General features: G+C 68.1%; 12 protein-coding genes and 1 tRNA gene. 10 read left to right on the forward strand and 3 right to left on the reverse strand.

Going from position 1 to position 14,420, the window contains the following annotated elements; all coding sequences use genetic code 11:
* Window positions 1-29: 29 nt before the first annotated feature.
* The 9 genes from ACR81A_RS11975 to ACR81A_RS12015 all read left to right on the forward strand — a co-directional run bounded on the left by ACR81A_RS11975 (window position 30) and on the right by ACR81A_RS12015 (window position 11,213).
* Complete coding sequence (locus tag ACR81A_RS11975; protein WP_440311926.1) at window positions 30-722, forward strand: winged helix-turn-helix transcriptional regulator; 693 nt, start codon at window positions 30-32, stop codon at window positions 720-722.
* Complete coding sequence (gene mshD, locus ACR81A_RS11980; RefSeq protein WP_440311927.1) at window positions 706-1,668, forward strand: mycothiol synthase; 963 nt, start codon at window positions 706-708, stop codon at window positions 1,666-1,668. The genes ACR81A_RS11975 and mshD overlap by 17 nt, the downstream gene beginning before the upstream one ends.
* On the forward strand, window positions 1,665-3,791 hold the full coding sequence (locus ACR81A_RS11985) for an RNA degradosome polyphosphate kinase (protein WP_440311928.1): 2,127 nt from the start codon (window positions 1,665-1,667) through the stop codon (window positions 3,789-3,791). The genes mshD and ACR81A_RS11985 overlap by 4 nt, the downstream gene beginning before the upstream one ends.
* Window positions 3,788-4,738 carry an NUDIX hydrolase gene (locus ACR81A_RS11990; protein ID WP_440311929.1) on the forward strand — a complete coding sequence of 317 codons (951 nt, stop codon included), beginning with the start codon at window positions 3,788-3,790 and terminating at the stop codon, window positions 4,736-4,738. Before ACR81A_RS11985 ends, ACR81A_RS11990 begins: the two co-directional genes overlap by 4 nt.
* Window positions 4,739-4,985: 247 nt before the next feature.
* Window positions 4,986-6,092 carry a phosphate ABC transporter substrate-binding protein PstS gene (gene pstS, locus ACR81A_RS11995; RefSeq protein ID WP_440311930.1) on the forward strand — a complete coding sequence of 369 codons (1,107 nt, stop codon included), beginning with the start codon at window positions 4,986-4,988 and terminating at the stop codon, window positions 6,090-6,092.
* Between the two features lie 84 nt (window positions 6,093-6,176).
* Window positions 6,177-7,115 carry a phosphate ABC transporter permease subunit PstC gene (gene pstC, locus ACR81A_RS12000; protein ID WP_440311931.1) on the forward strand — a complete coding sequence of 313 codons (939 nt, stop codon included), beginning with the start codon at window positions 6,177-6,179 and terminating at the stop codon, window positions 7,113-7,115.
* Window positions 7,115-8,236 carry a phosphate ABC transporter permease PstA gene (pstA, locus tag ACR81A_RS12005; protein WP_202380894.1) on the forward strand — a complete coding sequence of 374 codons (1,122 nt, stop codon included), beginning with the start codon at window positions 7,115-7,117 and terminating at the stop codon, window positions 8,234-8,236. Before pstC ends, pstA begins: the two co-directional genes overlap by 1 nt.
* Window positions 8,237-8,276: 40 nt before the next feature.
* On the forward strand, window positions 8,277-9,056 hold the full coding sequence (pstB, locus tag ACR81A_RS12010; protein WP_202380893.1) for a phosphate ABC transporter ATP-binding protein PstB: 780 nt from the start codon (window positions 8,277-8,279) through the stop codon (window positions 9,054-9,056).
* A 357-nt stretch (window positions 9,057-9,413) separates the two neighbouring features.
* The gene (locus ACR81A_RS12015) at window positions 9,414-11,213 is read left to right on the forward strand and encodes an amino acid transporter (protein WP_440313152.1); all 1,800 of its coding nucleotides are present in this window, start codon (window positions 9,414-9,416) and stop codon (window positions 11,211-11,213) included.
* Between the two features lie 211 nt (window positions 11,214-11,424).
* On the opposite strand, the gene ACR81A_RS12020 is transcribed toward ACR81A_RS12015, so the two are convergent.
* A complete protein-coding gene (locus ACR81A_RS12020; protein ID WP_440311932.1) occupies window positions 11,425-12,054 on the reverse strand; it encodes a hypothetical protein in 630 nt (209 codons plus the stop codon).
* Window positions 12,055-12,178: 124 nt separating this feature from the next.
* Here ACR81A_RS12020 and ACR81A_RS12025 point away from each other — a divergent pair.
* Window positions 12,179-12,251: transfer RNA gene (locus tag ACR81A_RS12025), tRNA-Lys, on the forward strand.
* 24 nt (window positions 12,252-12,275) lie between these two features.
* On the opposite strand, the gene pdxR is transcribed toward ACR81A_RS12025, so the two are convergent.
* Window positions 12,276-13,727: a MocR-like pyridoxine biosynthesis transcription factor PdxR gene (gene pdxR, locus ACR81A_RS12030; protein WP_440311933.1), complete on the reverse strand. Its 1,452-nt coding sequence runs from the start codon at window positions 13,725-13,727 to the stop codon at window positions 12,276-12,278.
* A 10-nt stretch (window positions 13,728-13,737) separates the two neighbouring features.
* A complete protein-coding gene (locus ACR81A_RS12035; RefSeq protein WP_440311934.1) occupies window positions 13,738-14,358 on the reverse strand; it encodes a LysE family translocator in 621 nt (206 codons plus the stop codon).
* Window positions 14,359-14,420: the final 62 nt, after the last annotated feature.

The following is a 14,420-nucleotide window of genomic DNA, read 5'->3' on the forward strand; positions in this document are numbered from 1 at the left end:
TCATTGGACCGAGGAAGGGAGCCCCGCGCATGGAGCTGCTCTGCCTCACGGACCGGGATCCGGGTGAGTCACTCCCCGGCCTCGACCTCCTGCCGCACGAGCTGCGCACCTCGCCGCTCGCGCTGCACATTCCCGAGACGCTTGCCGCACGCTACGATGCGATCCTCATTGACGGCACCCTGGATGCCCGCCGCGCACGGAGCGCATGCCTGAGCCTCGCCTCGGGGGTGGCCACGCCGCGCGTGGTGATCCTGCCCGAGGTCGCACTCACCGCGCTGACGAGTGAGTGGGGGGTGTCCGAGCTGCTCCTGCCGACCGCGAGCCCGGCGGAGATCGAACTTCGCCTGCGTCTGCTCGAGCAGCAGTCAGCCACGCAGACTCCCCCGCCCGCGGTCCAGGCCGCGGGCGTTGTCATTGACGAATCAAATTTCACGGCCCGCCTGTTCGGCCGACCGCTCGATCTCACCTACAAGGAGTTCGAGCTGCTCCACTTCCTTGCCGGCCACCCTGGCCGCGTGTTCACCCGTGAGCAGCTGCTCAGCGAGGTGTGGGGCACAGACTACTTTGGCGGCACGCGCACGGTCGACGTGCACGTGCGCCGGCTCCGGGCAAAGCTCGGCGACCACGAGGGTCTCATCAGCACCGTTCGTGGCGTCGGCTATGGATTCGCGCGCGCCCGGCTCGCGGAAGACGAGGAGGACACCGATGGTGCAGCTCACTGATCTCACGTTCGGCGCCGGCACGGCCCCCACCGCCGAGGCGCTCGTTGCCGCCCGGGCGCTGACCGCGAGCGCTGAGGCCGCTGACGGTACGCCGCCGATCTCGGATCAGGCGATGCTCGCAGTGACGCGCGGCCAGCGCACTCTCCTACTCTTCGGCGATGCCGCGGCGCCCAGCGCCGAGCCGATCGCGCTCGGCATCATCGGTGAGGGCGAGGTGGATCTGGTCGTGCACCCCGCGGCGCGTGGGCGCGGGGTCGGCCGCGCCGCCCTCGTCGCGCTACTCGCCCAGCATCAGCTCGGCTCCGGTCCGCTGCGCGCCTGGGCGCACGGCGAGAACCCCGCAGCTACCGCGCTCCTCGAACGGGCAGGATTCGCGCCCATCCGTTCGCTGTACCGCATGGGGCTCGATCCCAATCTGCTGCCGAGCGATGGGCAGGATCCGCTGCAGCTCGCGCCCGGCGGGCTCGCACTCCACACCTTCGGCGAGGGAGCGAACGACGCGGCCGACTGGGTGCGCGTCAATGCGGCCGCTTTCTCTACGCACCCTGAGCAGGGGCGCATGACCGAGGCGGACCTCGCACTGCTGCGCGAGGAGCCGTGGTTCGATCCGGCAGACCTCATCCTGCTCTCCGATGCACACGGCGACGTGATCGGCTCGACGTGGCTGAAGACCGTGCGAGATGCGGCCACCGGCGCGGTCGACACCGAACTCTACGCGCTCGCGGTGCACCCCGAGAATGCCGGGCGCAGACTCGGGCGCCTGCTGCTCGACGTGACGCTCGCGCGCATGGCGCAGCACGCACCGCGCAGCGTCACCCTGTACGTCGATGGTGACAACGAGCGCGCTGTTCGCCTTTACGAAACCGCTGGGTTCACCATTGATTCACGCAGTCGCCAGTGGGAAGCGGGCGGTCAGGGCGCCGCGGATGCCAGAATGGGTGCATGAGCGAAGAGACGCCTGAAGTCGCCACCGATCTCGCACCACTTCCCGCGGATCGGTACATCGACCGCGAGCTGAGCTGGCTGGCGTTCAACCAACGCGTGCTCGAGCTCGCCGAGGATCCCACCGTGCCGCTGCTCGAACGGGCAAACTTCCTCGCGATCTTCGCGTCGAACCTCGACGAGTTCTTCATGGTGCGCGTCGCGGGGCTCAAGCGTCGCATCATCACCGGGCTCGCGGTGCCCACCAATGTGGGTCGGGCGCCCACCGATGTGCTCGCAGACATCAACCGCACCGCGTACGAGCTGCAGGTGCGGCACGCGAACTGCTTCCGTGAGCAGGTGCAGCCGGCGCTCGCCGATGCCGGCATCAAGATCGTCGACTGGGAACAGCTCGACGACGCCGACCGCGTGGTGCTCACCGAGTACTACGAACAGCGGATCTATCCCGTGCTCATGCCGCTTGCGGTCGACCCGGCGCACCCGTTCCCCTACATTTCCGGGCGCGCGCTCAACCTGTCGATCCGTGTCCGCAACACCCGCACCGACAAGATCGAGTTTGCGCGTCTCAAAGTGCCGCAGATGATCCCGCGGTACGTGCGGGTTGATCGCCGCGAGGACGCCGAGGATATTCGCTACATCCCGCTCGAGGCGCTCATCGCCAACCAGCTCGACGGACTCTTCCCCGGCATGGAGGTCATCGACCACCACGTCTTCCGCGTGACGCGCAACGAGGACATGGAGATCGAAGAGGACGAGACCGAGAACCTCATCCAGGCGCTCGAGAAGGAGCTGCTGCGCCGCCGATTCGGCCCGCCCATTCGGCTGGAAATCTCGGACGACATGGATCCCGCGACGCTCGAGCTGCTCGTTCGCGAGTTCGACATCGACGAGGAGCAGGTGTACACGCTCCCAGCGCCGCTTGACCTCTCGGGTCTGTTCGCGCTCACCGGGCTGCCCCGCCCGGACCTGAAGTTCAAGCCGCACATCCCCGTGACGCACCCGAAGTTCCGCACGAACTCGCCGAGCGAGCGCCCGGACACGTTCGCCGCGATCGCCCGCCGCGAGGTGCTCGTGCACCACCCGTACGAGTCGTTTGCCACCAGTGTGCAGGCGTTCCTCGAGCAGGCGGCCACCGATCCCGATGTGCTTGCCATCAAGCAAACGCTGTATCGCACCTCGGGCGACAGCCCGATCGTTGCGGCGCTCATCAAGGCCGCTGAGGCGGGCAAGCAGGTGCTCGCGCTCGTCGAGGTGAAGGCGCGCTTTGACGAGGAGGCCAACATCACGTGGGCCCGCAAGCTGGAGCAGGCCGGCGTGCACGTGGTGTACGGGCTCGTGGGGCTCAAGACGCACTGCAAGCTCGTGCAGGTGATTCGTGAGGAGGGCGGCAAGCTCGCCCACTACTGCCACATCGGCACGGGCAACTACAATCCGAAGACGAGCCGCATCTACGAAGACTTCGGCCTGTTCACGTCCTCGCCCGAGGTGGGCCGCGACGTGACGAAGCTGTTCAACGTCCTCTCTGGCTACGCGATCGAGACCGACTACAACCGCTTGCTCGTGGCCCCGCTGCAGCTGCGTCACGGCCTGCTCGAGCGAATCGAGCGCGAGGCCGCGAACGCACGCGCTGGCCTGCCGAGCGGCATCAAGCTAAAGGCCAACTCGATGGTCGACGAGGCCATCATCGACGCCCTCTACCGCGCCAGCCAGGCCGGTGTGCCGATCGAGGTGTGGGTGCGCGGCATCTGCTCGATCCGCGCGGGCGTGCCCGGCCTCTCCGAGAACATCCAGGTGCGGTCCGTGCTCGGGCGCTACCTCGAGCACTCGCGCATTTACGCGTTTGAGAATTCCGGGGAACGCGACGTGTTCATCGGCAGCGCCGACCTTATGCACCGCAACCTCGACCGCCGCATCGAGGTACTCGTCAGCATCTCGGACCGCGAGCACCTGGAGCGGATCGACCGGTTCTTCTCGTTCGCGTTCAGTGACGATGTGTCGTCGTGGCGCATGCTGCCCGATGGCACCTGGCAGCGCCGCGTGATCAGCGAGGAGGGCGAACTGCTGCCCGATCTCCAGGACCTCGTGATGATCGACCGAACTGAGGCGAGGGCACGGAGAACGCGGTGAGCACCGAAATTCTTGCCGCCGGCACGGTGTGCTGGCGTCGCGTTCCGACGCCGCGTGGGGAGCAGCTGCACGTGCTGCTCATCCACCGCACCAAGCAGCGCGATGTGTCGTTCCCGAAGGGCAAGCTCGATCCCGGAGAGAGCATGCCCGAGGCGGCGGTCCGCGAGACCGAGGAGGAGACCGGTCTCCGCGTATCACTCGGGGTCAACCTCGGCACGATCCACTACGAGCTGAGCGGCAATCGTCAAAAAACCGTGCAGTACTGGGCCGCCGAGGTGACGGGTGATGCCGCACTCGCCTCCACGTTCACGCCGAACAACGAGGTGCAGGCGCTCGAGTGGGTGCCCGCGAATGCGGCGCGTGCCCGGCTCTCGTACAAGGCTGACCGCGAGCTCTACGATGTGTTCCTCCGGCTGGCAGAGCACGGGCTGCTCGACACCTTCTCGGTGACGCTCCTGCGGCATGCGAAGGCAGAGCCGCGCGGCGAGGATGCCCCCGTCGATCACCTGCGCGCACTGACCGCGGTCGGCGAGAAGCAGGCGCGCACCCTCGTGCCGATCCTCGCGTCCTTCGGGCCGAAGCGCATCCGCTCATCGAGTGCCAGGCGCTGTCTCGACACGGTCGCGCCGCTCGCCGCCTACCTCGACAAGCGCGTGCGCGTGTCGGAGGCGCTGAGCCAGGACTTTTGGGACGCGGGCGATCTCGCGGACACGCGCCGCCTCATGGGCAAGATCATTACGCGCGGCAAGAACACCGTGGTGTGCAGCCATCGGCCGGTGCTGCCCGACCTCGCCCGCGAGCTCGTGCTCGCGACGGGCAGCGTGCCCGGCGAGTACCTCTCTGCGGCGACCGCGCTGCCTCCCGGCGGGTTCTCCGTGTTCCACTTCTCGCGGACCCGACCCGGTGCGGGGATCTTGGCCGTCGAGACGTATCCGCTCAAGCACTGAGACGCCGCGATGTCGCGGCGAGCCGGGCGGCGAACCGAGCGCGAACGAACCCCACAGGGGGGCCGGGAACTGAACTCAGGGTGACCGCGCGGGGTCGCCGCCCGGTACTGCCGTCGCACAGCCGCTCCCACTCGTTCACCCGTTGTTCACCCGCTGGCAGACCGCGCTTCACACTGCCCGCTTAGCGTGGGGGTGTGGCCGAACGAGGCCACCTCCAACATCCGCTTTCAGATTGGATCACACGCACGTGAAGCTCTCAGCACTGACCAAGGTCGCGGCCATCGGCGGACTCGCCGCGCTCACGCTGACCTCCTGCGCCGCAAACGAGTCGGGCTCGACCGCTCCGGCAGACGGCGGCAACACCAACTCCTCGCTCGCTGGCGAGCTCGTCGGTGCGGGCGCCTCCTCGCAGGGCTCGGCCCAGGAGGCATGGGTCGCCGGTTTCCAGACCACCCACGCTGACGTCACCGTGAACTACGACCCCACGGGCTCGGGCGCTGGCCGCGAGACCTTCCAGCAGGGCGCAAGCGCCTTCGCCGGCTCGGATCGCGCGTTCAAGGCCGAGGAGATCACGGCTGGCCCGTTCCAGACCTGCGCACCCGACACCGGCATCGTCGAGTTCCCCGCGTACATCTCCCCCATCGCGCTCATCTTCAACGTTGAGGGCGTGGACTCGCTGAAGCTCGACGCCGCGACCGTGGCGAAGATCTTCTCGGGCAAGATCACCAAGTGGAACGACCCCGCGATCGCCTCGCAGAACGAGGGCGTCTCGCTCCCCGACCAGAACATCACCGCCGTGCACCGCTCGGACGAGTCGGGCACCACCGGCAACTTCACCGACTACCTCGCGGCTGCGGCACCGAGCGACTGGACCGTTGGCTCGATCGAGTCCTGGCCCACCGAGTTCGGCGGCGAGGGTGCACAAGGCACCTCGGGCGTCGTTGAGGCCGTCACCAACGGCGTCGGCACCATCGGCTACGCAGACGCATCGCGCGCCGGCGAGCTCGGCACCGTCGAGATCAAGGTCGGCGAGGAGTACGTCGCATACACCCCCGAGGCCGCCGCAGCAATCGTTGACGCGTCGCCGCTCGAGGAGGGTCGCACCGACCACGATCTCGCGATCAAGCTCGACCGCACCTCCACCGAGGCCGGCGTCTACCCGATCGTTCTCGTCAGCTACCTCGTGGGCTGCGAGCAGTACGCCGATTCCGCCAACGCGGAGCTCGTCAAGGAGTACTTCAGCTACATCGTCAGCGAAGAGGGTCAGAAGGTCGCGGCTGACGCCGCGGGCAGCGCCCCGATCTCGGCGGATCTGCGCACCAAGATCCAGCCCGCCATCGACGCGATCAGCTAATCGCTCTGAGTGGGGTGCGGCTTCGGCCGCACCCCACTCGCCGTGCTTCACCCCACGAACACCCGTCACGAACCAGGAGCCCGAGTGACCACCGCTTCCGCCCCTTCCAAGCCGGTGCTGAGCCTCGGCGATCGCGTCTTCTCGCGGTCCGCGCTCTTCGCGGGCAGCATGATCCTCGTGACGCTTGCAGCCGTCGCGATCTTCCTGATCGTTCGCAGTCTCCCCGCCTTCGTCGCGACCAACGAGACTGCGTCGCTCCTCAGCAGCAACTTCTGGGCCTACGTTGGCCCCCTGGTCTTCGGCACCGTGTGGGCAGCCGCCCTCGCTCTCGCCGTGGCGCTGCCGCTCGCCATCGGCATCGCCCTGTTCATCTCGCACTACGCGCCCCGCCAGCTCGCGCAGCTGCTCGGCTACGTCGTCGATCTCCTCGCCGCCGTTCCGAGCGTTGTGTTCGGCTTGTGGGGCATCGGCGTGCTCGCCCCCGCGGCGCAGCCCGTCTACGCCTGGCTGAACGACAACCTCGGCTGGATCCCGCTCTTCGGCGGCGTCGTCACCGGCACCGGCCGCACCATCCTCACCGCGGCCCTCGTACTTGCCGTGATGATCCTCCCGATCATGACCGCGATCTGCCGCGAGATCTTCCTGCAGGCTCCCGTGCTCCACAAGGAGGCCGCGCTCGCACTCGGCGCCACGCGCTGGGAGATGATCCGGCTCGCTGTGCTGCCGTTCGGCCGCCCCGGCATCATCTCGGCAGCCATGCTCGGCCTCGGCCGCGCGCTCGGCGAGACCATGGCCGTCGCCATGGTGCTCTCCGCGACCGGCGTAGTGAGCTTCAAGCTGCTCACTTCCGAGAACCCGTCCACGATCGCGGCGAACATCGCGCTCGCCTTCCCTGAGGCCTACGGCGAGAACATCAACGTGCTCATCGCGACCGGCCTCATCCTGTTCATCGTCACCTTCCTGGTGAACGCGCTCGCACGCTGGATCATCAGCCGCCGGGCAGAGTTCAACGCCGCCAACTAATGCTGCAGCAGACCGAACGGAAAGAAAAGAGGAGCGCACCCGTGGCACTCACCGTCCGCCCCGTCCATGCGGGATCAGCCCTTGCGGGCAATCGTCTGCCGCGCAGCACCCCGTGGATCGTGCTTGGCGCGAGCCTCGTCGGTTCCTTCGCGCTCTTTGCGCTGCTCGCCGCGGCAAGCGGCTCCGAGTTCTCCCTCGTTGGCGCAGTGCTCATCGGTGCCCTCGCCTACCTCGCGGTCATTACGATCCTCTCGGCCACGGTCGAGGGCGGCCGCCAGGCGGTTGACCGCTTCGTCACGGGCCTCGTGACCGGCGCCTTCCTCCTCGCGATGGTGCCGCTCATCTCGGTCGGCATCACGGTCGTCTCGAACGGTGTAGCGCGTTTCGACGCGGAGTTCTTCACCAGCTCGATGCGCAACGTCACCGGCGAGGGCGGCGGCGCACTCCACGCGATGATCGGCACGCTGCTCATCACACTCGCCGCGACGATCATCTCGGTGCCGCTCGGCCTCATGACTTCGATCTACCTCGTCGAGTACGGCCGCGGCCGCCTCGCGAAGATCATCACCTTCCTCGTCGACGTGATGACGGGTATTCCCTCGATCGTGGCCGGCCTCTTCGCGTTCGCCCTGTTCGCGGTGTTCTTCGGGCCCGGCGTGCGAATGGGTATCGTCGGCGCGGTCGCCCTCTCGGTCCTGATGATCCCGGTCGTCGTCCGCTCGAGCGAGGAGATGCTCCGCCTCGTCCCGAACGAGCTCCGCGAGGCCTCCTACGCGCTCGGCGTGCCGAAGTGGCGCACGATCCTCAAGATCGTGTTGCCCACCTCCATCGCCGGCATCACGACGGGTGTCATGCTCGCGATCGCCCGCGTGATCGGCGAGACCGCACCGCTGCTCATCACTGCGGGCTTCACCGCGTCGATGAACTACAACCTCTTCTCGGATCGCATGCAGTCGCTGCCCGTGTACGTGTACACGCAGTTCGCGAACCAGGGCAACCCGGCCTACGCGTTCTTCGAGCGCGCCTGGGCCGCAGCGCTCCTCCTGATCCTCATCGTCATGGCACTCAACCTCTTCGCACGCCTCATCGCGAAGTGGTTCTCGCCCAAGTTCGGCCGCTAACGCGGCACCCAGATTCCGCAGCCAAAGGAAAGCACACCGAATGTCGAAGCGCATCGAGGTCTCGGACCTCAACGTCTACTACTCGAAGTTCCTCGCGGTCGAGGGGGTCACGATGAACATCGAGCCCCGCAGCGTCACCGCCTTCATCGGCCCGTCGGGCTGCGGCAAGTCGACCTTCCTCCGCACCCTGAACCGCATGCACGAGGCGATCCCCGGCGCGCGCGTCGAGGGTGAGGTGCTGCTCGACGGCGAGGACCTGTACGGCGCGGGCGTCGATCCTGTGCTCGTGCGTCGCCAGGTGGGCATGGTGTTCCAGCGCCCCAACCCGTTCCCCACAATGTCGATTCGTGAGAACGTGCTCGCCGGCGTGCGTCTCAACAACCGGAAGATGTCGAGGAGCGACGCTGAGGATCTCGTCGAGAAGTCGCTCACCGGGGCGAATCTCTGGAACGAGGTGAAGGATCGCCTCGACAAGCCGGGTTCCGGTCTGTCCGGCGGCCAGCAGCAGCGTCTGTGCATCGCACGCGCGATCGCGGTGTCCCCCGAGGTGCTCCTCATGGATGAGCCCTGCTCGGCACTCGATCCGATCTCGACGCTGGCCATCGAGGATCTCATCGACCAGCTGAAGCAGGAGTACACGATCGTGATCGTGACGCACAACATGCAGCAGGCCTCCCGCGTCTCCGACCGCACCGCATTCTTCAACATCGCGGGCACCGGCAAGCCGGGCAAGCTCATCGAGTACGACGACACGTCGACGATCTTCTCGACGCCGTCGGTGCAGGCCACGGAGGACTACGTGTCGGGCCGCTTCGGCTAAGCCCCTCCCCGTCTCCCCTTCCCGATCGGGGTCACTCCGGCACGGTGTCGCGCATCTCAGCGCGGCGACACCCTGCCAGAGTGACCCCGATCGCGTGTTTGTGCGTGGGCGTGTGTGCTGCGCCACGCTCAGCGTCCGCGGCGGTAGACACCCCTGCCGCCGCGGACGTACTGTTACGTCGTGAACACTAGTGCGAACAGGTCATCTCTCGAGACCGCGCCGCAGGATCTGCCCGGGCGGCGCCGGCCCCGAGGCCTCCGCACGTGGTTGCTCGCCGAGACCGCCGAGGCCCCGGGCGAGCACACCGGGCCTCACGGCCGTCCACGCGCGCATCGCCGGGCGCACTGGTTCCGCGTCATGTGCCTCACGGGGGTCGACTACTTCTCCACGCTCGGCTATCAGCCCGCCATCGCCGCCCTTGCCTCGGGCGCCATCGCACCGATCGCCACGATCGTGCTCGTACTCGTTACGGTCGCGGGCGCTCTGCCCGTCTACCGCAGAGTTGCCCAGGAGAGCCCCCACGGCACCGGCTCGATCGCCATGCTTGCCCGACTGCTCCCCCGCTGGGGCGGCAAGCTCGCCGTGCTGGTGTTGCTCGGCTTCGCCGCGACCGACTTCATGATCACCATGACGCTCTCCGCCGCCGACGCGACGGCGCACCTCGTGGAAAACCCGTTTGCCCCGGAGGCGCTGCGCGGGCAGGAAGTTGTCATCACGCTCGCGCTGCTCGGCGGACTGGGCATCGTCTTTCTGCGTGGCTTCCGTGAGGCGATCCGCGTTGCAACCGCGCTTGTGGGGCTCTTCCTCGCGGCAAACCTCGTGGTCATCGCGGTCGCCGGCGCACAGCTCATCGCGCACCCGGCCCCGCTCGGCGACTGGTGGAGCGTGCTCACCACGCAGCACGGCAACCCCATCTTTGTGATTGGGATCGCACTCGTCGTTTTCCCCAAGCTCGCGCTCGGCCTCTCCGGGTTCGAGACCGGGGTCGCGGTGATGCCTCAGATTCGCGGGGACGCGAGCGACACCGAGGAGCAGCCCACCGGCCGGATCCGCGGCGCACGCCGGCTCCTCACCACGTCCGCTCTCATCATGAGCGGCTTCCTCATCACCTCGTCGATCACCACGGTTGCGCTCATCCCCGCCGCTGAGTTTCAGCCGGGCGGGGCGGCAAACGGCCGCGCGCTCGCGTACCTCGCGCATCAATTACTCGGCGAGGGTTTCGGCACTGCCTACGACCTCGTGACGATCGCCATTCTGTGGTTCGCTGGCGCATCCGCGATGGCGGGGCTGCTGAACCTCGTGCCGCGCTACCTGCCGCACTACGGCATGGCGCCTGCGTGGGCCCGCGCCACTCGCCCGCTCGTCTTCGTGTTCACTGCGATCGCGTTCCTCATCACGTGGATCTTCCAGGCGAGCGTCGATGCGCAGGGCGGCGCGTACGCCACGGGCGTCCTCGTGCTGATCTCCTCGGCCGCAATCGCGGTGACGCTCGCGGCCCGAGCTCGCGGCCAACGCGGCGCCACTGTTGGCTTCGGCATCATCAGCCTCGTGTTTGCGTACACGACCGTTGCCAACATCATCGAGCGCCCCGACGGCATCAAGATTGCGGGGTGCTTTCTCCTCGGCATTCTCGTGGTGAGCCTCGTCTCACGCGTCGCGCGCTCGACTGAGCTGCGCGCCACCGCGGTGCATCTTGATCCCACGGCTGCCAGCTTCATTGCCTCCGGACAGACGGTGCACCTGATTGCGCACGAGCCGAACGATCTCAGCCCCGAGCGCTACGCCGAGAAGCTCGCGCACGCACGCATTGCGCACGGCCTGACCGAAGCCGCCCCGCTCTTCATCGAAGTGACGGTGACCGACAGCTCGGACTTCGAGGGTGAGCTGCTCGTGCGCGGCATCGAAAGGCACGGCATCCGCGTATTCGCGGTGGAATCCAGCTCGGTGCCCAATGCGATCGCGGCGGTGGCGCTCCATCTGCAGGACGCGATCGGCTGCACGCCGCACGTCTACTTCCGCTGGACCGAGGGGAACCCCGTCGCCCAGCTCGCCCGCTTCTTCTTCTTCGGTGACGGCGAAGTCGCCCCGATGACGCGCGAGGTGCTGCGCGAAGCTGCACCAGATCCGCGGCATCGCCCGTGGGTGCACGTCGGCTAGCGCCGGGCTGCCGAGCTCGGCCAGACCGGGAATCTACCCCCGGGCAGAAAGAAACCGGACCGCAGAAACGCCTCTCGGCGGAAGGCCGCTCGAAGCGGCAAAAATTGGAGCCCGGGGTTACTGCGGCCCGGCGACACCAGTGTACCTCAGGCCCTTTCGGAGCGGCAGGGGTGTGTGGCCCGCGCGATTCGCGGCCCGCACGGCGACCAGGTTACGCGAGCGTTCCGTCTCGCCAGCGGCGCGCGCCGGCGTGCAGCTCCTGGCTGAGGGTCGAGTAGCGCAGCGCTCGCGTGGTGAGCTCGCCCGCGTGCGCATCGTCGTGCGCGTCCCGCGCGTCGGCGAGGTCGGCAGCTCCGAGCGCCATGACGCGGCAGTAGCTCGCCGCGCGCTCGAGTGCCGCCCCGAGGTCGCCCACGAACGCGCCGCGGAGAATCGTGTCGCACAGCGCGACGATCGACAGCGGCGTGACCGGCTCCTGCGCACCAGCCACGATCGGGTCGATCGTCACGGACACCTCGGAGCCGCGTCGAAACAGGTCGGCGGCCGCCTCGGGATCGGTGTCAACCACCCGACGCAGCAGGTAGAGCCGCCAGAGCACCCCGGCGAGCGAGTGCGCGCTCTGCCCGGCCCAGAGTTCGGCGATGTCGTGCAGGCCCTCACCGGAGGCAAGCCCCACGACTCGGTCAACCACGGAAGGATCGGTGCCGCGGCGCACACGGTCGAGCAATGCCCACGAGGTTTCCTGCGCGAGCCGGTGCGCTGCGCCGGCCTCGTCCGAACCGATGATCCAGTCGAACGACATGCTCGGTTGCAGCACGGGTCGCAGGTGTTCTCGGCTCACGCATCTCCTTGATTCGGATCGCCCGCTCGCGCGGGCCGGCATCGGACCTGGCGAGTCTACGCCGCATGGGCGCGCCGCGCGTGGATCGAGCGCACGGAAAAACACGATAGATTAGAACGAGTAGGGGCCTCTAGCTCAGTTGGTAGAGCATCGGACTTTTAATCCGCGGGTCGCCGGTTCGAGCCCGGCGGGGCCTACTGCGTGATGGTGCCCCGTGTCGCTCAGCGGCGCGGGGCACTGTTGTGTGCGGCGAGTGCTGCCACGACGACGTCAATGCCGCGCAGCAGCCGGGTCGCGGGCTCAGCACCGTAGCCAATGATGAGCGCGTCCTGCTGCGTCTTCGTGAGGCGCGCACGGTAGTTGCCCACACGATCGACGAGCACACCCTGCGCGGCAAGTTCCTGCACCACCGCGTCGCCGTCCTGGTCTTCGAGCGGTACGACGACGTGGAGCCCGCCGTCGGCGCCGCTCACCGGGATCCCGAGCTCGCTCAGCCGCGCGAGCAGCAGCCCGCGTCGGTGCCCGTACTCGCGACGCGTGCGCGCGAGCTCGCGCCGAAATCCGCCGCTCTCGAGGAATGTGGCGAGCCCGCTCTGCTGGATCAGGGGAAGCGGCGGCCCAACATCTTCGCGCACGGCACGCAGCTCTGTCTGCAACGCGAGGCTCGCCGCGCTCTCTGCCACGAGCACGATCGCCGCGCAGCGGATGGATGGCGAGAGCACTTTGTTCAGCGTGGTGATCGTCGCGACGCCCGGGGCGAGCGATCCGAGCGCGGGCAGCAGCGCGCCCGCGTGCCGAAACTCACTGTCGTAGTCGTCCTCGATGATCAGTGTCTCGCTTGCACGCGCCCACTCGAGAATGCCGAGCCGCTCTGCCGCTGGGATGCGCCCGCCGAGGGGAAACTGGTGGCTCGGTGTGAGGAGCACCGCGTCGAGAGGCTGCCCGGCGCTCAGCGCCCGAAGGTCGTGGGCGGTTGCCCCGTCGGCGCCGACCGGCACGCGCACAATCTCCACCCCAGCGCGCTCGAACGCGCGGATGCCCTCCGCGTATCCCGGATCCTCCACCGCGATGCGCGGCGCACGGCCGTGCACGGCACGCAGCGCGAGCGCGAGCAGCAGCAAGGCCTCCGAGGTGCCGCTCGTCACGCTGACGTCCGCCGCGGCGCAGGCGATCCCGCGCGATCGACGCGTGTGTGCTGCAAGGGCGTCACGCAGCGCGGGGATCCCGCTCGAGTCCGGTGCGTCAGAGTGCCACGGCTGCCGCGCCGCCTCCTGCATCGCGCGCACGAATTCTCGCGGGGGCGCTGCCGCAACGTGGGGTCGGCCGGGGCGCAGATCGATCGATCCCGAGCTCGCTGGCCCGTTCGAAACACTCCCGTGCTCGGGATCGGCCCCACGGCGTTCCCATTCACCCCAGCGGGGCAGCTCGGGCACCACGCGGGTTCCCGCTCCCTGCCGGCTCTCGAGAAATCCCTCGCCCACGAGCTGTTCGTAGGCCGACACGACGACGGTGCGGGACACCCCGATCGCGCTCGCAAGGGCACGGCTTGCGGGGAGCACCTCTCCCGGTGCGATGGTCCCGGCAAGCACGGCCTCCCGAATGCGCGCGGTGAGCTGCTCTGCGATCGGGATCGGGATCCCCCGGTCCACGCTCAGCTGCGGGAAGACGTCCATGCTGCAGTGATCAGTGGACGAAGAGGAGCAGGCCGGCCACCGCGATGAAGAGCGAGCCGAACACGGTGTTGAGCGTACGCTGCCCGCGCGGGGTCGACGCATAGCGGCGGAACGGCTTCGCGGCACCCGCGAAGAAGCCCCACATCACCACAACGTCGACGCCCATCACCGTGGCGATGAGCACGAGGTACTGCGGCAGCAGCGGCTGGTCTGCCCGAATGAACTGCGGAATGAACGCCAGGAAGAAGACGACCGCCTTCGGGTTGAGCAGGTTCACCCAGAATCCGCGGCGCAGCAGTTCCCAGCGGCCCGTGTTGACGGTGCGCTCGGGGTCTTCCTCTGGCTCGGGTTTCGCGATGATCAGACGCACACCGAGGTACACGAGGTAGGCGGCACCGGCCCAGCGGATGCCGGTGAGTAGGGCAGGCGTGCTCGCGACGAGTACCCCGACGCCAGCGGCAACGATGAGGATGTGCACGAGGAGCGCGAGCTGCTGGCCGATCACACCCCACACCGAGCGGCGCCACCCAACGGTGAGCGCATTCGACATCGTATTGATCGCGCCGGCCCCAGGGGTCAGGCTGATCACGATCGTCGCGGTGAGCAGGGAGATCCAGAGTGCGGGGGCCACTTTCACAGTGTAATCGCCGCACGGGGCACCCTCGTTCACCGGGCCCTGAAAACCGAAGGAGG

It is taken from the genome of Leucobacter chromiireducens, assembly GCF_051993095.1.
GTDB lineage: Bacteria > Actinomycetota > Actinomycetes > Actinomycetales > Microbacteriaceae > Leucobacter > Leucobacter chromiireducens.